Source organism: Parasalinivibrio latis (assembly GCF_036825535.1).
Taxonomy (GTDB): domain Bacteria; phylum Pseudomonadota; class Gammaproteobacteria; order Enterobacterales; family Vibrionaceae; genus Parasalinivibrio; species Parasalinivibrio latis.
Window position 1 is genome coordinate 3,756,387 of sequence record NZ_CP098812.1, and the last position, 24,669, is coordinate 3,781,055.

At 51.1% G+C, this 24,669-nt stretch carries 26 protein-coding genes and 6 tRNA genes; all 32 read right to left on the reverse strand.

The window, feature by feature from the left end; genetic code table 11:
• Nucleotides 1-15: 15 nt before the first annotated feature.
• Entirely contained in the window at nt 16-387 is a 372-nt protein-coding gene (locus NF212_RS17085) for a helix-turn-helix transcriptional regulator (RefSeq protein ID WP_434357685.1), read from the reverse strand.
• 317 nt (nt 388-704) lie between these two features.
• A complete protein-coding gene (glmS, locus tag NF212_RS17090; RefSeq protein WP_434357687.1) occupies nt 705-2,540 on the reverse strand; it encodes a glutamine--fructose-6-phosphate transaminase (isomerizing) in 1,836 nt (611 codons plus the stop codon).
• A 13-nt stretch (nt 2,541-2,553) separates the two neighbouring features.
• Nucleotides 2,554-3,324 (reverse strand): DeoR/GlpR family DNA-binding transcription regulator, encoded by a 771-nt coding sequence (locus tag NF212_RS17095; protein ID WP_434357689.1) that lies wholly within the window; start codon nt 3,322-3,324, stop codon nt 2,554-2,556.
• A 198-nt stretch (nt 3,325-3,522) separates the two neighbouring features.
• Nucleotides 3,523-3,609: transfer RNA gene (locus NF212_RS17100), tRNA-Leu, on the reverse strand.
• Between the two features lie 68 nt (nt 3,610-3,677).
• Nucleotides 3,678-3,754 (reverse strand) — tRNA-Met (locus tag NF212_RS17105).
• A 6-nt stretch (nt 3,755-3,760) separates the two neighbouring features.
• Nucleotides 3,761-3,835: transfer RNA gene (locus NF212_RS17110), tRNA-Gln, on the reverse strand.
• 4 nt (nt 3,836-3,839) lie between these two features.
• Nucleotides 3,840-3,924: transfer RNA gene (locus NF212_RS17115), tRNA-Leu, on the reverse strand.
• A gap of 3 nt (nt 3,925-3,927) precedes the next feature.
• Nucleotides 3,928-4,004, reverse strand: a tRNA-Arg gene (locus tag NF212_RS17120).
• Nucleotides 4,005-4,011: 7 nt separating this feature from the next.
• Nucleotides 4,012-4,086 (reverse strand) — tRNA-Gln (locus tag NF212_RS17125).
• A 157-nt stretch (nt 4,087-4,243) separates the two neighbouring features.
• The gene (glmU, locus tag NF212_RS17130; RefSeq protein WP_434357691.1) at nt 4,244-5,605 is read right to left on the reverse strand and encodes a bifunctional UDP-N-acetylglucosamine diphosphorylase/glucosamine-1-phosphate N-acetyltransferase GlmU; all 1,362 of its coding nucleotides are present in this window, start codon (nt 5,603-5,605) and stop codon (nt 4,244-4,246) included.
• Between the two features lie 147 nt (nt 5,606-5,752).
• On the reverse strand, nt 5,753-6,175 hold the full coding sequence (locus NF212_RS17135) for a F0F1 ATP synthase subunit epsilon (RefSeq protein WP_054674565.1): 423 nt from the start codon (nt 6,173-6,175) through the stop codon (nt 5,753-5,755).
• A gap of 19 nt (nt 6,176-6,194) precedes the next feature.
• Entirely contained in the window at nt 6,195-7,598 is a 1,404-nt protein-coding gene (gene atpD / locus NF212_RS17140) for a F0F1 ATP synthase subunit beta (RefSeq protein WP_434357693.1), read from the reverse strand.
• Between the two features lie 35 nt (nt 7,599-7,633).
• Nucleotides 7,634-8,500: a F0F1 ATP synthase subunit gamma gene (gene atpG, locus NF212_RS17145; protein WP_434357695.1), complete on the reverse strand. Its 867-nt coding sequence runs from the start codon at nt 8,498-8,500 to the stop codon at nt 7,634-7,636.
• Between the two features lie 50 nt (nt 8,501-8,550).
• Nucleotides 8,551-10,092, reverse strand: coding sequence for a F0F1 ATP synthase subunit alpha (gene atpA / locus NF212_RS17150; RefSeq protein ID WP_054674573.1), 1,542 nt, complete (start codon nt 10,090-10,092; stop codon nt 8,551-8,553).
• A 16-nt stretch (nt 10,093-10,108) separates the two neighbouring features.
• Entirely contained in the window at nt 10,109-10,642 is a 534-nt protein-coding gene (gene atpH / locus NF212_RS17155) for a F0F1 ATP synthase subunit delta (RefSeq protein ID WP_054674575.1), read from the reverse strand.
• Between the two features lie 15 nt (nt 10,643-10,657).
• Entirely contained in the window at nt 10,658-11,128 is a 471-nt protein-coding gene (gene atpF, locus NF212_RS17160) for a F0F1 ATP synthase subunit B (RefSeq protein ID WP_054674577.1), read from the reverse strand.
• A 41-nt stretch (nt 11,129-11,169) separates the two neighbouring features.
• A complete protein-coding gene (gene atpE, locus NF212_RS17165) occupies nt 11,170-11,427 on the reverse strand; it encodes a F0F1 ATP synthase subunit C (RefSeq protein WP_054674579.1) in 258 nt (85 codons plus the stop codon).
• A 76-nt stretch (nt 11,428-11,503) separates the two neighbouring features.
• Nucleotides 11,504-12,289, reverse strand: a complete 786-nt coding sequence (atpB, locus tag NF212_RS17170; protein WP_434357698.1) for a F0F1 ATP synthase subunit A — start codon at nt 12,287-12,289, stop codon at nt 11,504-11,506.
• Between the two features lie 8 nt (nt 12,290-12,297).
• Entirely contained in the window at nt 12,298-12,687 is a 390-nt protein-coding gene (locus tag NF212_RS17175) for a F0F1 ATP synthase subunit I (protein ID WP_434357700.1), read from the reverse strand.
• Between the two features lie 177 nt (nt 12,688-12,864).
• Complete coding sequence (locus NF212_RS17180; protein ID WP_434357702.1) at nt 12,865-13,755, reverse strand: ParB/RepB/Spo0J family partition protein; 891 nt, start codon at nt 13,753-13,755, stop codon at nt 12,865-12,867.
• Between the two features lie 9 nt (nt 13,756-13,764).
• The gene (locus tag NF212_RS17185; protein ID WP_434357704.1) at nt 13,765-14,562 is read right to left on the reverse strand and encodes a ParA family protein; all 798 of its coding nucleotides are present in this window, start codon (nt 14,560-14,562) and stop codon (nt 13,765-13,767) included.
• An 18-nt stretch (nt 14,563-14,580) separates the two neighbouring features.
• Nucleotides 14,581-15,162, reverse strand: coding sequence for a 16S rRNA (guanine(527)-N(7))-methyltransferase RsmG (rsmG, locus tag NF212_RS17190; RefSeq protein WP_434360910.1), 582 nt, complete (start codon nt 15,160-15,162; stop codon nt 14,581-14,583).
• A gap of 42 nt (nt 15,163-15,204) precedes the next feature.
• Nucleotides 15,205-17,094 (reverse strand): tRNA uridine-5-carboxymethylaminomethyl(34) synthesis enzyme MnmG, encoded by a 1,890-nt coding sequence (mnmG, locus tag NF212_RS17195; RefSeq protein ID WP_434357706.1) that lies wholly within the window; start codon nt 17,092-17,094, stop codon nt 15,205-15,207.
• A gap of 426 nt (nt 17,095-17,520) precedes the next feature.
• Complete coding sequence (gene mioC, locus NF212_RS17200) at nt 17,521-17,967, reverse strand: FMN-binding protein MioC (RefSeq protein WP_434357708.1); 447 nt, start codon at nt 17,965-17,967, stop codon at nt 17,521-17,523.
• Between the two features lie 128 nt (nt 17,968-18,095).
• On the reverse strand, nt 18,096-19,460 hold the full coding sequence (gene mnmE, locus NF212_RS17205; RefSeq protein WP_434357710.1) for a tRNA uridine-5-carboxymethylaminomethyl(34) synthesis GTPase MnmE: 1,365 nt from the start codon (nt 19,458-19,460) through the stop codon (nt 18,096-18,098).
• Nucleotides 19,461-19,576: 116 nt separating this feature from the next.
• Nucleotides 19,577-21,199 (reverse strand): membrane protein insertase YidC, encoded by a 1,623-nt coding sequence (gene yidC, locus NF212_RS17210; RefSeq protein ID WP_434357712.1) that lies wholly within the window; start codon nt 21,197-21,199, stop codon nt 19,577-19,579.
• A gap of 2 nt (nt 21,200-21,201) precedes the next feature.
• A complete protein-coding gene (gene yidD / locus NF212_RS17215) occupies nt 21,202-21,459 on the reverse strand; it encodes a membrane protein insertion efficiency factor YidD (protein ID WP_434357714.1) in 258 nt (85 codons plus the stop codon).
• Nucleotides 21,426-21,782 (reverse strand): ribonuclease P protein component, encoded by a 357-nt coding sequence (rnpA, locus tag NF212_RS17220; protein WP_054674616.1) that lies wholly within the window; start codon nt 21,780-21,782, stop codon nt 21,426-21,428. Before rnpA ends, yidD begins: the two co-directional genes overlap by 34 nt.
• A 12-nt stretch (nt 21,783-21,794) precedes the next feature.
• Nucleotides 21,795-21,929, reverse strand: coding sequence for a 50S ribosomal protein L34 (rpmH, locus tag NF212_RS17225; protein ID WP_054674593.1), 135 nt, complete (start codon nt 21,927-21,929; stop codon nt 21,795-21,797).
• A 181-nt stretch (nt 21,930-22,110) separates the two neighbouring features.
• Nucleotides 22,111-22,848 carry an amino acid ABC transporter ATP-binding protein gene (locus NF212_RS17230; RefSeq protein WP_434357717.1) on the reverse strand — a complete coding sequence of 246 codons (738 nt, stop codon included), beginning with the start codon at nt 22,846-22,848 and terminating at the stop codon, nt 22,111-22,113.
• Nucleotides 22,845-23,516 (reverse strand): amino acid ABC transporter permease, encoded by a 672-nt coding sequence (locus NF212_RS17235; protein ID WP_434357719.1) that lies wholly within the window; start codon nt 23,514-23,516, stop codon nt 22,845-22,847. The genes NF212_RS17230 and NF212_RS17235 overlap by 4 nt, the downstream gene beginning before the upstream one ends.
• 69 nt (nt 23,517-23,585) lie before the next feature.
• Nucleotides 23,586-24,341 (reverse strand): amino acid ABC transporter substrate-binding protein, encoded by a 756-nt coding sequence (locus NF212_RS17240; RefSeq protein WP_434357721.1) that lies wholly within the window; start codon nt 24,339-24,341, stop codon nt 23,586-23,588.
• Between the last annotated feature and the right edge of the window lie 328 nt (nt 24,342-24,669).

Below are 24,669 nucleotides of genomic sequence, written 5' to 3' on the forward strand. Positions count from 1 at the left end.
TATCCGGCGGCAGTGTTAGCTGCGCTGCACGGCTTTAGAGTAATCAACCAGGAATGAGGCCATATTGACCGACTGGTTGATCACGGCTTTTCGCGCTTCATGTGGCAGACGGGAGAACTGTTCCATTAAACGGGCCAGATCTTGTTTGTACTCGTCATCCACAACTTCCACATTGCGGTCGCCATAGACAAACCACATTAATGGGCGCTCAGTGATGTCGGCAATTCTGGAGAGCATACGCACGCGTGGCTCCGTCTTGCCGGTTTCGATATCCAAATAGGTTTGTCGCGCCACATCAAGCAATTTCGCCATACGAACCTGAGTGATACCCTTCCACTCACGTGCTTCCTTGATGCGTTTCGCAACTTGCTCTTTGGAGTCAATCATAACTATCTCCTTACAACGTACAGGCGTTTTTTATTATGGTTGGGTACAAATATGCACAATGCGCACCAACATTTTAGACAAGATTTTTATTCTTATTTTTCATTGAGTTGTAAGAACTGAACGGTGAGAGAATTCGTCAGCATTCCGTGCAGTTTTCTCCAAACTGCGAATTGAGTTGCAAAATGCAAATATCCCTTTTTAGCGGTTTGCCATAATACTAAATAGCGACCCCTTTCTCGGTTCGCTTACACCAAATACTAAAAAAGGGAGCATATGCTCCCTTTGTGAGTTTCAACCGGTGACCCGTCTTTTCACACTCATTCCACGGTGACGGACTTGGCCAGATTTCTTGGCTGATCCACATCGGTACCTTTAATCAACGCCACGTAGTAGGACAGCAGTTGCATCGGCACGGTAAAGTAGATTGGGGCAATAATCTCATCCACATGAGGCATGGAGATGATCTTCATTCCTTCAGAAGCCTCAAACCCGGCATCCTCATCGGCAAACACATACAGCAGTCCTCCCCGGGCCCGTACCTCTTCAATGTTGGACTTCAGTTTTTCCAGAAGGTCATTGCTCGGGGCGACAACGATTACCGGCATATCCGCATCAATCAGAGCCAGGGGACCATGTTTCAGCTCGCCTGCCGCATACGCTTCCGCGTGGATATAGGAAATCTCCTTGAGCTTGAGGGACGCTTCCATCGCAATCGGGTAGAACTCCCCTCGACCGAGGAAGAGTGCATGGTGCTTGTCGGCAAAATCCTCAGCAAGTAGCTCAATCTGACTGTCGAACGAAAGCGCCTTTTCTATATCAGCAGGAAGGCGGTGGAGTGACGATACGATTTCAGCTTCTTTCGCCGGAGAGACAGTCCCTTTCGCTTTACCCAGCGCTGAAACAAGAACCAGCAGTGCTGACAGTTGGGTGGTAAAGGCTTTGGTAGATGCCACCCCGATTTCCGCTCCGGCCCGGGTCATAAACGCAAGATCTGACTCCCGTACCAGGGAAGACCCAGCCACATTACACACCGTCAGGGCAGCCATAAAGCCCTGCTCCTTGGCGAGGCGCAGAGCAGCCAGGGTATCGGCTGTTTCGCCGGATTGCGAAATAGTGACCAGCAGGCTGTTCGGGCGGGTAACAGAGCTGCGGTACCGGAATTCAGAGGCAATTTCCACATCGCAGCTTACACCTGCAACAGATTCAAACCAGTAGCGTGCCACCATCCCGGCATTGTAGGAGGTACCACAGGCAACAATCTGGATATGGTCTGCTTTTTCGAGGATCAGCTGCGCCTGCGGGCCAATGCTGTCAACAATCACATGATCCGATGCAATTCGCCCTTCAAGGGTATTTGCCAGTGCCACAGGCTGTTCAAACACTTCTTTTTGCATGAAGTGACGGTACCCGACTTTATCAGCTGCATCCTGTACCAGGTTTGACTCATGGGTTTCTCGTTCGACCGCATTACCGTTTACGTCAAAAATATCGACATTACGGCGGGTGATATCTGCCACGTCGCCTTCTTCAAGGAAGATAAACCGGCGTGTCACGCAAAGAAGCGCCAGCTGGTCAGATGCCAGGAAGTTCTCACCCAAGCCCAAACCAACAACCAAAGGACTGCCAGACCGGGCAGCAACCAGACGCTCGGGATCCCGCGCATCCATGACAACCATGCCATACGCACCCTCAAGCTGGGTAACTGCTCTCTGGACAGCTTCCCTGAGATCAGCCCCCTGCTCAGTCTCCCAGTGCACCAGGTGGGCGATGACTTCAGTGTCAGTCTGGGAGGTAAACAGGTAACCTTTCCCCGTAAGCTTTTCACGCAGGGACTCATGGTTTTCGATAATACCGTTGTGTACAACGGCAATGTTTTCGCCTGACATGTGCGGGTGGGCGTTGGCTTCGCTCGGTTCGCCATGGGTTGCCCAACGGGTATGGGCAATGCCGGTTCCACCCGTCAGCGGGGAGGACTCCAATGCCTGCGCCAATACATCAACCTTGCCGAGACGACGCGTACGGTGGATAAGGTTATCCGAATCCATGACAGCGACACCTGCTGAGTCGTAACCACGGTACTCAAGCCGATGAAGGCCCTCGAGAAGAATTTCAGCCACATCTCGCTGGGCAACCGCCCCGACAATCCCACACATAATTTCTCCTGACTTATTCAGTTATTTCGGCGCAAACGACCTCTACGCCAAGTGCTTCAATTTTTTCCCTGTCCGTGGCGCTGATACCGGAGTCTGTTACCAGGGTATGTATCGCATTCCAAGGCAACTCCAGGTTTGGCATCTTGCGTCCAATTTTGTCGGACTCAATCATGACCACCACTTCCCGGGACACTTCGGCCATCACGCGGCTGAGACCGACAATTTCATTGAAGGTTGTGGTTCCACGGCCAAGATCTATACCATCTGCCCCAATAAACAGCTGGTCAAAGTCATAGGCCCGTAATACCTGCTCGGCAACCTGTCCCTGGAAAGAATCAGAGTGTGAATCCCAGGTACCACCTGTCATCAACAGTGTAGGCTCGTTTTCAAGGTCATTGATGGCATTGGCTACCACCAGGGAGTTGGTCATAACCACCAGCCCCCGTTTGTCTCTGAGCTCTGAAATCAATGCGCCTGTTGTAGAACCGCTGTCGATGACTATCCGGTTATGGTCACGGATTCGGCCAGAGGCAGCCTTTGCAATTGCTAACTTTCGTTCTGAAACTTCTTTTGATGATTCCGATACCATTTCCTGTGGAATAGGTACTGCTCCACCGTATCTCCGCAGCAGCAGACCATTTTTTTCCAATGCTGCAAGGTCCTTACGGATAGTCACCTCAGATGTTTCAAACAGGTTTGCCAGTGTATCAACACTCACTTCACCCTGTTCTGCAAGCATAGAGACTATCGCATGACGTCTTTGCTGCGTGTTACGTTTCGACATACAACCACCAAAGTTTCGTTTCGAAAGATAATAATAGAGAAATAAAAATAATCAAGTCCGGTTACAGAAAAACCGAACTGGGATCAGATCACAAAGCTACTGAGAATAATGGAAATAAGAAACAGAAGTGTAAGGAAAAGAAGGGGAGTTTTTCAGATACAAAAAAAGCAGGTATCAATACCTGCTTAATCAGAAAAGTGGTGCGGGGGGAGGGACTTGAACCCTCACGTCCGTTAGGACACTAACACCTGAAGCTAGCGCGTCTACCAATTCCGCCACCGCCGCACGAAAAATGTCTGTCTGACTTTGGGCTTTCACTACAACCTGGACGCAGACAACATCCAAGAGGAATATGGTGGCTACGACGGGATTTGAACCTGTGACCCCATCATTATGAGTGATGTGCTCTAACCAGCTGAGCTACGTAGCCAATATATGGCTGGGGTACCAGGATTCGAACCTGGGAATGGCGGGATCAAAACCCGCTGCCTTACCGCTTGGCGATACCCCAACAATGGTGCGGAAGGAGAGACTTGAACTCTCACACCTTACGGCGCCAGAACCTAAATCTGGTGCGTCTACCAATTCCGCCACTTCCGCAAATGGCGCATCCGGGAGGATTCGAACCTCCGACCGCCTGGTTCGTAGCCAGGTACTCTATCCAGCTGAGCTACGGATGCATTTTGTTGGCTGGGGTACCAGGATTCGAACCTGGGAATGGCGGGATCAAAACCCGCTGCCTTACCGCTTGGCGATACCCCAACCGAGGCCGCAAATATTATGAGTATTCGGTTCGGGAGTCAATAGCTAAATTTATCGTTTGATGGATAAATAGGCAAATCACCGTTTTCTGTCGCCAAACGCCTGTTATTTGATGAAAAAGGCACCAAGAGGTGCCTTTTTTCAGGAGATCCCCGGTTTATTTTTTCTTTTGAGGGCGTTGCCAGCCATCAATAGAACGTGCTTTTGCTCGGGTAATAACCAGCTGGTTTTCGCCAGTATCCCGGGTTAGGGTCGTACCGGCGCCAATTGTCGTTCCCTTGGCCACGCGAACCGGAGCGACCAATTGGGTATCCGATCCGACGAACACATCATCTTCAATGATGGTCTTAAACTTGTTGGCACCATCATAGTTACAGGTAATGGTACCCGCGCCTATATTGACGCGCTCACCGATCTCCGCATCGCCAAGGTAAGTAAGGTGGTTAGCTTTGGAACCTTTCCCTATACGGGCATTCTTCACTTCTACGAAGTTACCCACATGAGCATCGTTGCTCAGTTCAGCCCCAGGACGCAGGCGAGTAAACGGACCCACTGTACAGTCTTCACCGACAGAAGCGCCTTCAATAACGCTGTATGGGCGGATCACCGTGTTATCGTCAATTTCACAGTCTTTCAGCACACAACCGGCACCAATAAACACATTACTGCCGACAGTAACATCACCTTCAACGATAACATTCACATCAAATTCAACATCGGTGCCGCACTGCAAGCTGCCACGGAGGTCAAAACGCTCCGGATCGCGGATCATCACACCACTTTCCAGAAGCTGACGGGCCTGCTCACGCTGGAAAGCTCTCTCCAGGCGGGCCAGCTGGATGCGGTTGTTCACGCCTTCCACTTCAATCTTGCTGACAGGATGGACAGCTTCAACAGCCCGGCCTTCTTCATGTGCCATTGCAATAACGTCTGTGAGGTAGTACTCACCCTGGATGTTGTCGTTATTGAGGTTGGACAGCCAGCGTTTTAGATCAGCACCGTTAGCCACCAGCACACCGGTGTTGATTTCCTGGATCAGTTTCTGGGATTCAGTAGCATCCTTGTCTTCAACAATCGCAACTACCGGTCCGTTACGGCGGATAATACGTCCATAGCCGCTTGGGTCATCCAGAACAACTGTCAGAAGCGCAATACCGCCATCCGGCTGTGCATCCAACAGGTTTTCAATGGTTTCAGCACTGATAAGTGGCACATCACCATAAAGCACCAGGATTTTTTCGTCGTCAGCAAAGGCTGGGGAGGCCTGATCGACGGCATGCCCGGTACCCAGTTGCTTGTCCTGAAGTACCCAGTTGACGTTTTCATTCGCCAGTGCAGATTTCATCTGATCGCCGCCGTGGCCATAAACCAGATACAACTGGTTGGCACCGAGTACATTGCAGGTGTCAATGACGTGCTTAACCATGGGTTTGCCAGCCAGGGTATGCAGAACCTTGGGCATATCTGAGTACATACGGGTACCCTTACCCGCAGCAAGAATCACCGCACTGAAACGCATGTTTGTGTCCTTTTCGATCTATTTTTAATTGCGGAGCAGTTTACAGGCAGTACTGGATAATTTTAAGTAGACTGTCTGATGTTTCGCTATGTGTGTCTAAAAAAACAAAAAAGGCGGCATTTCTGCCGCCTCTTTCATCACTCTGAATTAACGCGACTTGCGCGTCAGCTCGATAACGCGGAGCTGGGCCAGAGCTTTTGCCAGGTCACTGGCCGCTTGAGCAAAGTCCATATCGCCATGCTGATTGTGGATACGCTCTTCAGCGCGGCGTTTGGCTTCCTCTGCCTTGGCCTGATCCAGTTCATTACCACGGATGGCAGTATCAGCCAGCACGGTAACCGTGCTTGGCTGAACCTCAAGAAGACCACCTGACAGGTAGATAATTTCTTCTTGTCCGTTTTGCTTGATAATGCGAACCATGCCTGGCTTGATCGCGGTCAGCAGCGGTGTGTGGCCAGGGAAAATACCCAGCTCACCTTCGCTACCGGTCACCTGGATAGTTTCGGCACGGCCGGAAAACAGCTTGTTTTCCGCACTGACCACATCCAGATGGAAGGTTAACGCTGCCATATCGCCTCCTACTCAAGCCTTACAGTTTCTGCGACTTTTCGAGCACTTCGTCGATAGAACCACAGTACAGGAAAGCCTGCTCTGGGATATCGTCGTACTCTCCGGACAGCAGACCTTTGAACCCTGCAATGGTGTCTTTCAGGGTGACATAGATACCTGGTTGACCGGTAAAGACTTCCGCAACGTGGTAAGGCTGGGTCAGGAAACGTTCAATCTTACGGGCACGGGCTACCAGAAGCTTGTCTTCTTCTGACAGTTCGTCCATACCCAGGATTGCGATGATGTCCTGAAGCTCCTTGTAGCGTTGCAGTACAGTCTGCACGCCACGAGCCACTTCATAGTGCTCCTGACCAACAACCAGGGGATCCAGCTGACGAGAGGTGGAATCCAGCGGGTCAATCGCAGGATACAGACCACGTGCCGCGATGTTACGAGACAGTACAACGGTTGCATCCAAGTGGGCGAAAGTGGTTGCCGGAGACGGGTCAGTCAAGTCATCCGCAGGTACGTATACCGCCTGTACAGACGTGATAGAACCTTGCTTGGTTGACGTGATACGCTCCTGCAGTACACCCATCTCTTCAGCCAGTGTTGGCTGGTAACCTACCGCCGATGGCATACGACCCAGCAGAGCCGATACCTCAGTACCCGCCAGGGTATAACGGTAGATGTTATCGATGAACAGCAGTACGTCACGGCCTTCGTCACGGAAACGCTCAGCCATTGTCAGGCCGGTCAGTGCTACGCGCAGACGGTTACCCGGTGGCTCGTTCATCTGGCCGTAAACCATCGCAACCTTGGATTCCTCTGGGTTTTCCAGGTTTACAACGCCAGCTTCCTGCATTTCGTGGTAGAAGTCGTTACCTTCACGGGTACGCTCACCTACACCAGCAAACACAGACAGACCTGAGTGTTTCAGGGCGATGTTGTTGATAAGCTCCATCATGTTAACGGTCTTACCTACACCCGCACCACCGAACAGACCGATCTTACCACCCTTGGCGAATGGGCAGATCAGGTCGATAACCTTAACGCCGGTTTCCAGCAGTTCGGTTGCGTTCGCCTGCTCTTCGTAGCTTGGCGCCGCACGGTGGATAGAGTAACGCTCTTCCTCACCGATATCGCCACGCTCGTCGATTGCATCACCCAGTACGTTCATGATACGACCCAGGGTCGCAGTACCTACTGGAACTTCAATTGCTTTACCGGTGTTTGTGACCTCAAGGCCACGACGCAGGCCATCGGACGAACCCATGGCAATTGCACGTACAACACCACCACCCAGCTGCTGCTGAACTTCCAGCACCAGGCGATCGCCTTCTTTGTGTACGTTCAGGGCATCATATACACGAGGTACATCACCCTGAGTGAACTCTACGTCGACTACCGCACCGATGATCTGTACGATCTTACCTGTAGCCATCGTTAATCCTCTATGCTAATTCGTTAACCCTTGCCTTAAACCGCAGCTGCACCCGATACAATTTCGGACAGTTCCTGCGTGATCGCGGCCTGACGAGCCTTGTTGTATACCAGTTGCAAGTCATCAATCAGGTTACCTGCGTTGTCGGTTGCTGACTTCATCGCAACCATACGGGCAGCCTGCTCACACGCGAGGTTTTCAACCACGCCCTGATATACCTGAGATTCGACATAGCGAACCAACAAGGTGTCCAGCAGAGGCTTAGGATCTGGTTCATAAATATAATCCCAAGCATGATTCCGCTGCATCTCTTCGTCTTCTGACTTAGGCAAAGGCAGAAGTTGATCGATCACTGGTTCCTGGGTCATGGTGTTTACAAACCTGTTGTACACCACATACAGGCGATCCAGCTGGCCTTCATCATATTTCTTCAGCATGACGCCTACGGTACCGATGAGGTCTTCCAGCGCCGGAGTGTCACCCAGACCGGAAACCTGTGCCGCTACCTTACCGCCGTATTTTCCAAAGAAGCTGGTTGCTTTCGCTCCAACCAGGGCGTTTTCAAGTTCAACCCCCTGATCTGTCCACTTCTTCATGTCTGACATTGCCAGCTTGAACTCATTGATGTTCAAGCCGCCACACAGACCACGGTCAGATGAAATGATGATGTAACCAACGCGCTTGGCTTCCCGCTCTTCCAGATAAGGATGGCGGTACTCAAGATTACCGAGCGCGATATGACCAATCACTTTGCGCATTATTTCTGCGTATGGACGAGTAGCCTGCATCGCGTCCTGGCTTTTACGCATCTTGGACGTGGCGACCATTTCCATCGCTTTGGTGATCTTCTGTGTGCTTTTAACACTTCCGATCTTCTGACGAATTTCTTTTGCGCCGGCCATTGTTACTCTCCGTGATTGAGTGGTCGCTTAATGCAGCGACCACCTACGCATTACCAAGTCTGGGTAGCTTTGAAATCAGCAACCAGTTTGTTCAGCTGGCCTTCGATTTCATCGTTGTAGTCACCGCTCTTGTTAACGTGGTCAACAAGCTCAGCAAACTGTGCCTTGGCATATGAGAGCAACGCAGCTTCGAAGTCAGCAATCTTTTTCAGCTCAATGTCTGCCAGGTGGCCTTTTTCAGCCGCAAAGATAGACAGAGCCTGATCGAATACAGACATCGGCGCGTACTGCTTCTGCTTCATCAGTTCCGTAACTTTCTGACCGTGATCCAGCTGTTTCTTAGTTGCATCGTCAAGGTCGGAAGAGAACTGGGCAAATGCTGCCAGTTCACGGTACTGAGCCAGTGCAGTACGGATACCACCAGACAGCTTCTTGATAATCTTGGTCTGCGCAGCACCACCAACACGGGATACAGAAATACCCGGGTCAACTGCAGGACGGATGCCTGAGTTGAACAGTTCGGTTTGCAGGAAGATCTGGCCGTCGGTGATAGAAATCACGTTGGTCGGTACGAATGCAGATACGTCACCAGCCTGGGTTTCGATGATTGGCAGGGCGGTCAGAGAGCCGGTCTTGCCTTTCACTTCACCGTTGGTGAACTGCTCTACATACGTTGCGTTTACGCGCGCAGCACGCTCCAGCAGACGGGAGTGGAGGTAGAATACGTCACCAGGGAATGCCTCACGGCCTGGTGGACGGCGCAGCAACAGGGATACCTGACGGTAAGCAACAGCCTGCTTTGACAGGTCATCGTATACGATCAGTGCGTCTTCACCGCGGTCACGGAAGTATTCACCCATGGCACAACCAGAATATGGTGCCAGATATTGCAGTGCAGCCGCTTCAGAAGCAGAGGCAACAACAACGATGGTGTTTTCCAGTGCACCGTGCTCTTCCAGCTTGCGTACTACGTTAGAGATAGTAGACGCCTTCTGGCCGATAGCTACGTAGATTGAATAGATACCGGTGTCACGCTGGTTGATGATGGCATCGATTGCCAGTGCAGTTTTACCTGTCTGACGGTCACCGATGACCAGCTCACGCTGACCACGGCCGATTGGAATCATCGCATCAACGGCCTTATAGCCAGTCTGTACAGGCTGGTCTACCGATTGACGTGCGATAACACCCGGTGCAATTACTTCGATTGGAGAGAAAGCTTTGGCCTCAATCGGGCCTTTACCGTCAATTGGCTCACCCAGAGTGTTAACCACACGGCCCAGCAGCTCAGGACCAACTGGAACTTCCAGAATACGGCCAGTGCTGGTGACTTTCATACCTTCTTTCAGGTCCGCGTAAGGACCCATAACTACCGCACCGACAGAATCACGCTCAAGGTTCAGAGCCAGAGCGTAGCGGCCGCCAGGTAGTTCAATCATTTCACCTTGCATAACATCTGCAAGGCCATGAATACGAATGATACCGTCACTCACAGAGACGATAGTACCTTCGTTACGCGCTTCACTAGCAACGTCGAATTTTTCGATTCGCTGCTTGATCAGATCGCTTATTTCTGTGGAATTAAGTTGCATGCTCAAATTCCCCGAATCAAGACTGCAATGCATCGCTCAGGCGGTTAATCCTACCGCGTACTGAGTTATCGATGACCAGGTCCCCAGCTCGAATGATCACCCCGGCTACCAGGGCGTCATCTACGCTAGTACTAAGCTTAACTTTGCGTTCAAGACGCTTTTCCAGCTTGCTGCTGATGGTTTGTAGTTGCTCTTCGCTCAGCTCTACAGCTGAAATAACGTCGACATCTACTTGCTTGTCGTGTTCATGGCGGAGTGCCAGGAAAAGGGACAGCACATCAGGCAGAGCTTTCAATCGCCCATTGTCGGCCAGGACACGAATAAAATTCTTGCCCGGGTCGTTGAGCTGCTCGCCACACACATCAATGAAAGTGTCGGAGATAGTGTCAGCAGCGATTGCGCCACCCAACAAATCAGCCATCACATCATTGCGGGCAACTTCAGCAGCAAAGGACAGCATTTCAGACCACTGGTCCAAAGCGCCTTTCTCAACGGCAAAGTCAAACGCAGCTTTAGCGTAGGGGCGAGCGATAGTAGTCATTTCAGACATAGCTGCCCCTCCTCGTTAAAGCTTTGCAGAGATACTGTCGAGAATGTCCTTGTGGGCGTTCGCATCAATTGAACGCTCGAGGATTTTCTCAGCACCGGAAACGGCCAGTGTCGCAACTTGCTTACGCAGGTCGTCACGGGCACGGTTACGCTCGGCATCGATTTCCGCACGGCCTTGGGTCAGGATGTTCTCACGTTCAGTGAGGGCTTCCTGGCGGGCTTCGTCGATAATCTGCGCTTTGCGCTTATTGGCTTGCTCGATGATCTCAGTTGCAGCGCGCTTAGCTTCTTTCAACTGGTCAGAAGCATTGGCCTGGGCCAATTCCAGATCTTTTGCAGCACGTTGGGCTGCAGACAGACCGTCAGCGATTTTCTTCTGGCGCTCTTCAATAGCACTCAGAAGTGGTGGCCATACATACTTCATGCAGAACCACACAAACAAGGCAAACGCGATAGCCTGGCCGAATAGAGTTGCGTTGAGATTCACAACGGCTCCTCCTTATCTAGTTAGCGACAGGATCGGTTTTATTAGCCGGCCAGTTGTCCCACGAATGGGTTTGCAAATGTGAACAGCAGCGCGATTACGATACCGATCATTGGGATTGCATCCAGCAGACCGGCGATGATGAACATTTTAACCTGCAGCATAGGTGCCATTTCTGGTTGACGTGCTGCGCCTTCCAGGAACTTACCACCGAGGATTGCGAAACCAATTGCTGTACCCAGGGCAGCCAGACCTACGATCACACCCACAGCAATTGCAGAAAAGCTAAGTAAAGTTTCCATTACTATCTCCAATTTATCGTTAGAGGCTTTAGAGCCAAAAAACAAACAATGTGCTTACAAACAAAAAACTATTTTATTAATGATCTGAATCTTCATGCGCCTGAGACAGGTACACGATTGTCAGCATCATAAAGACAAACGCCTGAATAGTGATTACCAGAATATGGAAAATCGCCCACGGCACCGATCCCAACCATTGCGCCCACCACGGCAGAAGCGCCGCGATAAGGATAAATACCACTTCACCGGCAAACATGTTACCAAACAAACGCATACCCAGAGAGATTGGTTTAGCCAGCAGCGAAACCACTTCCAGAAGCAGGTTGAATGGGATCATGATTGGATGGTTGAAGGGGTGCAGTGCGAGTTCCTTCACGAAGCCGCCAATACCTTTAACCTTGATGCCGTAGTAGATCATCAGGGCAAAGACACCAAGCGCCATCGACAAAGTAATGTTCACATCTGCGGTAGGCACAACTTTCAGATACTCAACGCCAAACAATTTGGCGAATTCCGGAAGAAAGTCGATGGGCACGAGGTCCATAACATTCATCAGGAATACCCAAACAAAAATGGTTAGCGCGAGCGGCGCTATCAGCGGATTTCGACCATGGAAAGTTTCTTTAACGTTGTCGTTAACGAACTCAACAATAATCTCAACAGCACACTGAAGCTTTCCTGGGACACCGGAGGTTGCCGTTTTCGCTACCTTATAGAAGAGCCAGAGAAACCCGGCACCAATAAGGACAGAGAAAAACAGGCTGTCAATATGAACCGTCCAGAAACCCTCACCCGCTGACAGGTTAGTCAGGTGGTGGGAAATGTAACTGGAGGGTGTAAGCGCTTCACCTTGCGCAGCCATAACTCATCCTACTTGTTGTTGTTGATGAATAACACTGGCGCGAGGATGTTGACTCCTAGAGCCAGCAGATAGGCCAGTTTGAGGGGAACAAGTTCCACCTCCCCATACAGGTAAACAACGGAGAATAGGACGACTGTCAGTGAGATTTTGAGCACTTCGCCGCCGTAAAAGCTGTTCATCACTTTTCGGGCTGCTCGTGCGCCACTAAAACGGAATGCACACCATGCAAAGACAGCGTTGGCACTCACGAAAATGCCCCCACCAATCAAAGCGGATATTCCCCAGTCGGCGTTGATAACCATGGCCATCAACATTGCCGTTGTTAAAACGACGCCGGATTGCAGAAGCAATAACCGTTTCGCCAAAAGACGTCCGGGTCGTGCCAGCGCCGCTACCATGTATTCTTTCCTCGATTCCTTTCCTCTGTGCACTGCCGTGCTGGGAAAACAGCGAAAATTATACGTTTCACCTTGTTGAATGCAATCAAATCACCGCAAAATAACGCAGCAAATTTTACAATAAAGTAACTTGATCACAGCAAGTGGGAATATGTAACAAATATCCACAGAGCCAGATCACACTTCCTCGCCAAGTAATGCAAGAATTTCTTTCAGTTTGTCTTGCTGGTCAAACTCGATTACCAGCTTGCCACTGCCGTTTTTTCGTTGAGATACCTGGACAGGCGTACCCAGCTTATCAATAAGTTTCTGCTGCCAGGGAAGTATTTCCGGCTCATTGTTACTTTTTGATTTCTCAACAGGTTCTAACAGTTTTTTAACTAACGTTTCAGTTTGCCGTACCGTAAGGGATCGGTTAACAATCTGCAGTGCGGCATCCAACTGGGCTTCGCCATCAAGAGAGAGAAGGGCACGGGCATGGCCCATTTCAATTTGCCGGTTGGACAAAAGTGTTTTTACGCCTGCATGCAAACCATTCAAACGCAAAAGGTTACTGATAGTTGTTCGGGATTTACCGAGTGCATCGGCAACTTGCTGGTGGGTCAGCTGGAAATCATTGATTAACCTGTCCAGTGCTTCTGCCGTATCCATCGCATTGAGATCTTCACGCTGGATATTCTCAATCAGGGCTACAGCACCGGCTGTGCGGTCGTCAAATTCGCGGACAATGCAGGGGACTTTAGTCAGACCTGCCAGCTTTGAGGCTCGCCAACGACGTTCACCCGCAATAATTTCGTACTCATGAGAACCAACCTGACGAACGACCAGAGGCTGAATAACCCCTTGGGCACGAATGGATTCAGCCAGCTCTTCCAGGGAAGCAGTGTCCATATCCTGGCGGGGTTGGTATGAGCCCGGCTTCAGTTGACCCAGAACCAGATCAACAAGCTTACCCTGCACAGAGAGCTCTTCGGCATATTCAGCTGACGCCTGTTTTTCCGAAGCACGTGCACTGGTAGACAGGAGCGCATCAAGCCCTTTGCCAAGACCGCGTTTGGTTGCGTTCATTCCTTTCCCTTAAGCGTTAACAGCCGAGCCAGTCACAACACTGTTCTCTTCCCGGCGTAACATTTCTCCGGCTAAGGCCAGGTAAGCCTTGGCACCACTGGAATATTTGTCGTAATACATGGCGGGTTTACCGTGGCTGGGCGCTTCTGCCAAACGCACGTTCCTAGGGATAACGGTCCGGTAAACCTTGTCGCCAAAGTGAGTTTTAATCTGGTCGGATACTTCGGTAGCCAGCCGGTTGCGCGGGTCATACATGGTGCGCAGAAGGCCTTCTACATGCAGCTCCTCGTTGACCACAGCCGCGAGCTTGCTGATGGTATCCATCAGTGCTGTCAGGCCTTCCAGAGCAAAATACTCACACTGCATCGGTACCAGAACCGATGATGATGCGGTTAACGCATTGATTGTAAGCAGATTTAGTGCCGGAGGACAATCGATAAAGATGAAATCATATTTCTCGCGGGCCCCTTCCAGAGCCCGGCGCAGGCGGACTTCGCGGGCAAAAACTTCCATCAACTTGATTTCTGCCGCTGTCACATCGCCATTGGCAGCAATCAGGTGGTAACCACCGCTGGTTTCACGGATAACCACGTCCTCAAAAGGAGTATCCTCCACCAGAAGATCGTAAGCCGTAGCATCGACATCGTATTTGTCGACACCACTGGCCATGGTGGCGTTTCCCTGAGGATCCAGATCAATCACCAGCACTTTGCGCTTGGTTGCTGCCAGTGAGGCGGCCAGATTGACACAGGTAGTCGTTTTACCGACCCCGCCTTTTTGATTCGCAATAGCGATAATTTTGCCCACGACAAGCCTCGAAGATGTTTAGTCCTTAGCAGCCAAGATTACTAGATGACGCTCACCTTCCAATCCAGGTACATGCAAAGGTTTGATGTCGGTCACAGAACACCAATGTGGCACATCGTCTACCTCAGAAGCATCCATCTGCCCCTTGAGAGCCAGAAAATGACCGTTTTTTGCAGGCAGGTGGCGGCACCAGGACACCATATCATTCATTGAGGCAAACGCCCGGCTCAGAACACCGTCAAATCCAGTTTCTGGCTGGTACTCTTCAACCCGGCTTTGTACCGCCGTGACATTTTTGATGCCCAGTTCGTGGGTAACCTGGCGGATAAACCGAATTCGCTTGCCCAGGCTGTCCAGCAGGACAAATTCCTTGTCCGGGTTGGTGATAGCCAGGGGAATCCCCGGCAACCCTGGCCCAGTGCCCACATCGATATAGCGCTCACCATCAAGGTGAGTGCCAACGACGATGCTGTCCATGATGTGTTTAACCACCATTTCATTGGGATCGCGCACCGATGTGAGGTTGTAGGCTTTGTTCCATTTGTTGAGCAGCTCAACGTAACCAATCAGCTGGTCTTGCTGCCCGGCAGGGATGTCCATCCCTGCCTGTTCGATTAAATTGTTCAGTAAGGCTTTCACGTGTCAGGCGCCTTTTTTCAACATGCCTTGTTTTTTCAGGTGTACCAGCAGGATGGAGATCGCAGCCGGTGTAATTCCTGAGATACGGGACGCTTTGCCGATCGTTTCCGGACGCGCATCACGCAGTTTGGCAACAACTTCGTTAGAAAGTCCTTTCACCACGCTGTAGTCGAGGTCAATCGGCAACAGGGTGTTCTCGTGGCGGCGCGACTTCTCGATCTCTTCCATCTGGCGGTGGATGTAGCCTTCGTACTTCACCTGGATCTCTACCTGCTCACGGGCAGCCGGATCATTGAGATCCGAATTAAAGCTCGCAAGGGTTTCCAGCAAATCAAAGGTCATTTCAGGGCGGCGAAGCAAATCTTCACCGCTTGCCTCACGGGTCAGAGGAGATTTCAGCATCCCATTCAGGGCAGGGGCATCTTCTGATTTCGGGTTCACCCAGGTCTCACGCAATTTCTGGCGCGTAACCTCGATATTTTCCATCTTGCGGTTGAAAGATTCCCAGCGCGCATCGTCCACCAGGCCAAGCTCACGGCCTTTGGCAGTCAGGCGGATGTCAGCATTGTCTTCACGCAACAACAGGCGGTATTCCGCACGGGAGGTGAACATACGGTACGGTTCCTTGGTACCCAGAGTGGTCAGGTCATCAACCAAGACACCGGTGTAAGCTTCTTCACGACGTGGGCTCCAGCCCTCTTTTTCCTGGGCTTTCAGTGCTGCGTTACAGCCTGCCAGCAAGCCCTGGGCCGCCGCTTCTTCGTAACCCGTAGTTCCGTTAATCTGGCCGGCAAAGAACAGGCCTTCAATAAACTTGGTTTCCAACGTGGTCTTGAGGTCACGCGGGTCGAAGAAATCGTATTCGATCGCATAACCCGGACGTACCACACGGGCATTTTCAAATCCGCTGATGGACTGAATAATTGCCATCTGGACATCAAACGGCAGGCTGGTAGATATGCCGTTTGGATAGAGTTCATGGGTAGTCAGGCCTTCCGGCTCAACAAAGATCTGGTGCTTGTCCTTATCCGCAAAGCGCATCACCTTGTCTTCGATCGACGGGCAATAACGCGGGCCGATCCCTTCGATGATCCCGGCATACATCGGGCTGCGATCCAGGTTTGCACGGATCACGTCGTGGGTTTTTTCATTGGTGTAGGTGACATAGCACGGCAGTTGCTGTGGATGCTCTTCTACCTTGCCCATGAAGGAAAAGACCGGACATGGGGTATCGCCGTGTTGTGTCTGCATCACACTGAAATCGACCGTGCGGGCATCGATACGCGGTGGTGTACCGGTTTTCAGGCGTTCAACACGGAATGGCAGTTCACGCAGGCGGTTAGCCAGGGCAATGGACGGTGGATCACCGGCTCGACCACCGGAAAAGTTCTCCAGTCCGATATGGATACGCCCGCCGAGGAAAGTCCCCACAGTCAGCACAACAGATTTGGCCCGGAATTTCAGGCCCATTTGAGTAACCACTCCGGTTACGCGATCGTTTTCTACGATCAGATCGTCTACCGCCTGTTGGAACAGCATCAAATTAGGCTGGTTTTCCAATTCATGGCGGACAGCGGCTTTATACAAGGCCCGGTCAGCCTGGGCACGTGTTGCGCGCACAGCCGGTCCTTTTGAAGAGTTGAGGATACGGAACTGGATACCGCCTTTATCAATGGCTCGGGCCATCAGGCCACCCAGCGCATCCACTTCCTTTACCAGATGTCCTTTTCCGATACCACCAATTGCCGGGTTGCAAGACATCTGCCCCAGCGTGTCGATATTGTGAGTCAGCAGAAGGGTCTGCTGGCCCATACGGGCTGCTGCCAACGCCGCTTCTGTACCGGCGTGACCACCACCGACAACAATGACGTCAAAGCTATCCTGGTAAAACATGTCTGGACCTCAGCAAGAAAGACTAAAGGGATTGATCCGGGGATTGTGCAAAGGGCGATCATTCTACCGATTTTCCAACCAATAGAGAACTGTGATCTGTGTTTCGATCTTGGGCGAACAAATTATATATAGAAAGAAGATCTTTAAAGAGATCTTCTGTTAGATCTTTTATATAGATCGCCCATTTCTGTGGATAACCATTAAATGATCAACAAGATCATGCCTTTGAGGACGATCATTTGTTGTTAAGATCATTGGATCTGCCGTTGTAAGAGCTGGGATCAAAATGGCTACTTATCAACAGGAGGGGGAGGGAGGTTAATTTGATAAATGGATAACTATAGGATGATCACTGGTTAGATCTATAGTTATCCACAAATTAGATCTTTAAAAGTGCATTATTTTTGTATATTCCATGTTACAAATTTATTCACAGATAAGATTTTTCCACTGGGATAACCACGCTTCTGCTGGTTCCTCGGGCATGGGGGTGGCACAGACATCCACCTCCAGACGTTCACCTATACGCATAGCGCCCAACGCTTTAAGTCGTGAATCAGCTTTACGCCCGGCACCGCAAAAGGTGTCATAACTGGAATCACCGATGGCGATAATGCCGTATTTGAGCCCCGATAAATCAGGCTTCTGGGTTTCCAGCTGTTCCATAAGGGTTTCAAGGGTTTCTGGAAAGTCTCCGGCCCCGTGTGTTGAAGTGATAATCAGTGCCAGATGGCATGTTTTCAGGTCGCTGATATCCGCTTCATTGATCACTTTGGTCTGGTGGCCATCAGCTTCAAGTATTTCAGCCAGTTGATCGCCGACATACTCCGCACCGCCGAGGGTGCTACCGGTGATAAGGGTGATGTGGGACATTTTAACCTCTTGGGCAGTTTCAGAATCTGCATAAGTATTTGAGGTTACGAATACTGGCGTCAAGAGGATTTCTGGATACTGGCGGGGATGGAAAAATAAAAAGCCGGGTCAGGAGACCCGGCTGTGTACTATTTACCGATACAGAATGAGGAGAAGATCCGGCCGAGCAGATCGTCTGAACTGAATTCTCCGGTGATCTCACTGAGGTACTGCTGGGCGATACGTAGCTCTTCTGCGAGGATCTCACCGGCTGCAAATGTCGCCAACTGTTCCTGCCCAATTTCGAGGTGACGTGCTGCATTGTCCAGTGCCTCAAGGTGGCGCCGCCTCGCCATGAACCCACCTTCTGAGGTGCCTGAGAAGCCCATACAGGCCTTCAGGTGCTCACGAAGGGCATCCATCCCTTCTCCTGTGCGAGCCGAAAGCCGAATCAGTGTAGGCTGGCTGACGTGACAAATCCCCAGCTCTTCGCCGGTAATGTCGGCTTTGTTGCGGATAACGGTGATCCCGATATTTTGCGGCAGGCGGTCGAGGAACTCAGGCCAGATCTCTTCGGGCGTGGTGGCATCAGTGGTAGTACCATCAGCAACAAAAAGCACCCGGTCTGCCTTTACAATTTCATCCCATGCCCGCTCAATGCCGATGCGCTCTACTTCATCCGAGGCATCGCGCAGGCCGGCTGTGTCGATAATATGGAGCGGCATCCCATCAATGTGGATGTGTTCCCGGAGTACATCACGGGTGGTGCCGGCAATATCGGTGACAATTGCACTGTCCTTACCGGAAAGGGCATTGAGGAGGCTTGATTTGCCTGCGTTCGGCCGGCCGGCAATTACTACTTTCATGCCTTCACGCATGATGGCGCCCTGGTTGGCCTGCTGTTTTACCGAGGCCAGTTTCTCAATGATATTGTCGAGATCGCCGGCGACTTTGCCGTCGGAGAGAAAATCTATCTCTTCATCCGGAAAATCAATTGCTGCTTCCACGTAAATGCGCAGGTGAATCAGGGCTTCCACCAGCTCATTAATATGGGTTGAAAAAGCCCCTTGCAAGGACTGGAGTGCGGAACGGGCTGCCTGTTCTGAGCTGGCGTCAATGAGATCAGCAATTGCTTCGGCCTGTGCCAGGTCAAGCTTGTCGTTGAGGAAGGCCCGCTCAGAAAACTCACCCGGACGGGCGGTACGTACAAAGCCCAGTTCAGTTATCCTGCGGATTAGCATATCCATAATTACCGGTCCACCATGGCCCTGCAGTTCAAGGACATCTTCACCGGTAAAGGAGTTTGGGCCAGGGAAGAACAGGGCAATACCCTGGTCAAGGGCGCTGCCGTCTTCCTGGCGGAATGGCAGGTATTCCGCATGGCGTGGGCGCAGTTCACGCCCGGTAATTGCCATAGCTACGTCGCGGGCTTTGGGGCCGGATACGCGGACGATACCTACGCCGCCACGGCCTGGAGGCGTTGCCTGGGCAACGATGGTGTCATTATCAAACATATAGAAACTCTAACCTGGGTCGGCACAGCTGGCCGGAATTTGGGCTAAGTGTAACCCAGATTGGCGGGATAGAAAAAAGGCGGCCAGTTGGCCGCCTCGATATTCATTCAACCGGATCACTTGGCCCGGGTATGAAGACCTTTTTTCTCCAGCGAGCGGTAAATCAGGGTCTGCTGGATCAGGGTCACGATGTTTGACACCAGCCAGTACAGAACCAGACCTGCAGGGAAGAACAGGAAGAAGAACGTGAACATGATTGGCATGAAGTTCATGATCTTCTGCTGCATCGGGTCAGTGATGGTGCTTGGGCTCATCTTCTGGATGAAGAACATGGACACACCCATCAGGATTGGCAGGATGTAGTACGGGTCCTGTGCTGACAGGTCGTGGATCCAGCCAAAGAACGGAGCATGGCGCAGTTCAACCGACTCCATCAGTGCCCAGTACAGGGCGATGAAGATTGGCATTTGAAGAATCAGAGGGAGACAGCCACCCAGTGGGTTAACTTTCTCTTTCTTGTACAGCTCCATCATCTCCTGGCTCATGCGCTGGCGGTCGTCGCCGATACGCTCACGCATTTCCTGCAGTTTAGGCTGCAGCATGCGCATCTTGGCCATAGAGGTGTACTGTGCCTTGGTCAGCGGGTACATCACGCCACGAACCACAAAGGTCAGTACGATGATGGCGACACCCCAGTTGCCTACCAGGCTGTGGATGAAGTCGAGCAGCGAGTGCAGAGGCTTGGCGATAAACCACAGCCAGCCGTAGTCGACAACCAGATCCAGGTGAGGTGCCACGGCTGCCATTTGTTTTTGCAGTTTAGGACCTACCCACAGGGTGGCGTCGATATTGGCATCCTGTCCGGCAGGGATGGTTACCATAGGCATACGAACGCCAATGTAACCCTGGCCGTTTGAAACGCGGGTGTACAGGTTGGACGTTTCGTCAGTGCGAGGTACCCAGGCCGACGCAAAGTAGTGCTGCAGCATGGCTACCCAGCCTTCCTTCACTGACAGGTTCAGGTTTTTGTCCTGCATGTCATCGAAGCTGTACTTCTCGTAACGCTTGTCGTCACTTGAGTAAGCACCGCCACGGTAAGTTGGCATGGTCAGGCTGCCACCGTCATCCATCAGGGTCTGCTTCAGCTGTGCGTACATCTGTACTGCCGCACTCTTGTCGCTCTTGTTGTCTACAGAGTAATCAACATTGACCGCGTAGCTGCCGCGCTTGAGGATAAAGGTCTTGGTGTAAGTAATACCGTCTTTAACATAGGTCATTGGTACACGCAGTTCATCCTGGCCTTCGGCCATCTTGAAGCTGGTGCCGTCAACCTTGAACTGGGCACGGCCTTCTGCGGTGTCGATACCGTTAGGACCGATCAGGCCGCTTTGGGCAATATAAACGTGACCAGGCTTGTCTTGCAGCAGAACAAACGGCTGCTTTGAATCCAGTTCCGCATCATATTTCAGCAGTTTTGCACTGATGACATCGCCACCCAGAGTATCAACCTTCAGTGCCAGCACATCGGAGTCGATGGTAATGAGATTGCCTTGTTTGGTTTCGTCCGTGACTGGCTGCGCATTGGCACCGTCATGGGCAGGAACATCACCACTCGATTGTGCAGTCTGCACTGAGCCCTGACCCTGTGGTTGAGGGTTGGTTTCGATCGTCCACTGCTGGTAAAGCAGGAATGATACGAACAATAGGGCAATCAACAGGATATTGCGTTGTGAATCCATCGTTAATTGTCTCTGTTACTGGATTGTTTAGGTGGAACGGGGTCGTAGCCACCTTCGTTTAGAGGGTGGCATTTTAATAGACGTTTGGTCGCTAACCAACTTCCTTTCACCACACCGTGAGCTCTGACCGCTTCTATCGCATACTGAGAACACGTGGGGTTGAAACGGCATCGAGGTCCGATGAGAGGGCTGATTACCAGTTGGTAAAAGCGAACCAGTGCAATGACTAGTTTCGCAAGCGGCGAGACAGACGTTGCCATGACCGTTCCAGCTGTTTGTGCAGCTCTTCATTGCTGAGCTCGCTGGCGCCTTTCTTGGCAATCACGACGAAATCACAGTGAGGTAGCTTGTGCTGACGCAGACGGAATGTTTCACGTACCAGACGTTTAAACCGGTTGCGACCAACAGCAAGTTTGATTTGCTTTTTAGGAACAGCAAGCCCCAGACGTGGGAAGTCGAGAGTGTTCGGTTGGGCAAGGATGGTAAAGTAAGGCGAGCCAGCCCGTTGAGGCTGCTTAAAGACGGTTTTGAATTCTTCGGGAGTTAGCAAACGCAACTCCCGAGGAAAAGCTAGCTTTTTCACAAAGCGCAGCAATTATTTTGACAGACGCTTACGGCCTTTAGCACGGCGAGCTGCCAGTACTTTGCGACCGTTCTTGGTTGCCATGCGAGCACGGAAACCGTGAGTGCGCTTGCGCTTCAGAACAGATGGTTGAAAAGTGCGTTTCATGGTTTCTACCTTTTACTGATCAGAGTTTTGTAGATTTAACCCGGCGTGGGAAGTGACTTCCGACGCCTCCTTACAAAAAAGAGGCGGAATTGTAATCATTGGACCCTAAAGAGTCAATGTTTCACCAACCACGATTACGGGCGCTGCATTATACGTCATCCCGGTTAAAGCGCAAGGATCCTCAACGGATCCCAACTTTTCCCAGAAATCGCTGAAGTCTAGGATCCTGTGGATGATTAAACAATTGATCCGGCGTACCTTGCTCTGCGATCTTGCCGCCTTCCATAAAGAGTATCCGGTCGGCTACTTCCTTGGCAAACTGCATTTCATGGGTAACCACCAGCATGGTTTGGTGCTTTGAAGCCAGCGTTTTCATCAGCCCAAGTACTTCACCCACCCATTCCGGATCCAGTGCTGACGTCGGTTCATCAAACAGCAGAAGTTCCGGCTCCATAGCCATGGCCCGGCCAATCCCTACTCGCTGTTGCTGGCCTCCGGATAGTGCCGCCGGGTAGCTGTCAGCTTTGTCGGAGAGCCCTATTTCTGCCAGTATGCTGTCTGCTTTTTGATAGGCGCTTTCCTTTTTCCAGCCTCTTACGGTTACCAGGCCTTCAGCGATGTTTTGCCGGGCTGTCAGGTGGGCAAACAGGGCATAATTCTGAAACACAAAACCCGTCTGGCGGCGAAGTGAGATAATGTCCCGTTTTGCTGCACTTTCGCTGTTTACGGAGACATTTCCGACAGAAATTATTCCCTTGTCAGCGGGTTCCAGGAAATTGATGCTGCGAAGCAAGGTGGATTTCCCGGTACCGCTTGGGCCGATAATGCAGACGATTTCCCCTTTGCTGATTTCCAGATCTATGCCATCGAGTACCCGGCTGTCACCAAAAGACTTTGTCAGGTTTTCAATCTTTATCATCGTGCATACGCCTTGTTAAGTCGGTTTTCGAGCCGGGTTTGTACCTGGGTCAATATGACAACCACTACCCAGTAAATCAGGGCTACTGCCAGGAATGCCTCAAAAAACTTAAAGCTGGATGAAGCTTCCATTTGGGCCTTGGCCATGATTTCAGCAACGCCCAGCGTAAATGCCAGGGACGTGGATTTGATCATGTCGATGAAATAGTTCATCAACGAGGGCAGGGCAACCCGCGTTGCCTGAGGAAGAATAATTCGGGTCATTGCCTGTCGGGTTGTCATCCCGATAGCCAGTGACGCTTCCATTTGGCTTCGGTCAATCCCGGTAATTGCTGCGCGGATGCTTTCTGCCATGTAGGCCGAAAAGTGCAGGGTCAGGCCAATGATTGCTGCGCTGAACGCATCCATGCCGACAAAAACCGGAAATACCTGTGGCAAACCGTAATAAAGGAGGAACAATTGGACCAGAAGCGGTGTTCCCCGGAAAAAGCTGATGTAGAGCTGGGAAAGGCTGTCCAGTACAGGCACACGGAAAACCCGGATATTGGCGATGGCGGTTGCCAGAATAAGCGAGAAGCCGAGCCCCCAGAGCGCCATTTCCATCGTGGTACCGAGATATTTCAGCAAAATCGGCATCAGGGAGAGCATGTATTGAAGGTCAAAGGCCATATCTGGTTCCCGTAGGTAAAAAATGACCCGGCAGCCGGGCCATTGCAGATGCTGTTAGTAAATGGTTACTTACTTGGTGATATCCGTGTTAAACCATTTCACGGAAATTTGAGCCAGGGTTCCATCGTTGCGCATGCTGTCCAGAGCGCGGTTTACTTCATCACGAAGTTTTTGGCCCTCTGGGCTGTTGATAAACGGCCAGGCGTTTTCAATGGTCTCAAAAGGTTCACCCGCCAATTGCAGAGGGAGACCTGACTGGCGGATAAGCTCGATGGCAGAGAGCCTGTCCATGATGAAAGCATCGGCACGGCCGAGAGCCACATCGTGTTCGATACCTGTGTCGTAGGTTTTAATATTGATTTTCCCTGCGGTGTCATAGCTGCGGATAAGCTGTTCGAAGTTCGATCCAAGGTTCACCGCAACGGTTTTGCCGTCAAGATCGCTCAGACCCTTGATACTTTCATTCCCCTTACGGACAGTTATCTGCGCACCGTCAATGACATAGGGGCTGGAAAAAAGGTACTTGGCCTTTCGCGTATCGGTAATGGTGATTTGATTGGAAATGGTATCGATGCGGCCTGTTTCCAGAAGCCCAAACAGGCCGGAGAAGTTCGCCGTCACGAATTCAACGTTGTAATCATTCCGCTTTCCAATCTCGTTCCATACGTCAACCTCAAACCCTTGCAGCTTGTCTTGCTTAACAAAGGTAAAAGGGAAGTAGCGACCCGACATGCCGACCTTGATCTCAGTTGAAGCGTATACCGTTGAAGATAATGAGGTAATTAGTGCAAAAGCGGTTATAAGTTGTTTAATCCAGATTCTCATTCCATAAATCCTGTAATTGATTAGTTAAATATTCTTATTTCTTTGTTGTTTGCATGGTAATGAGAGTCACTCCACAAAATTAAATACTCTTTGGTTATTTCAGATAACCGGATCATCAAACCGAGCCCTGTGGAGAAATTGTAGTTATGTGAAAAGCATTGTGGGTAAATTGTCTGATACAAGGTAAGATCAGGGGTTTAACGGTGCGATCAATGTGAATAACTGAGATCGGGCTTATTATTTTGTGGATCGTTTGGCTGGCGATCATGGGGCGAGAAGGTTAAACTTGTCACCCTTTGGTAATCAGTAAGAGTGAGTGGAGTTTACG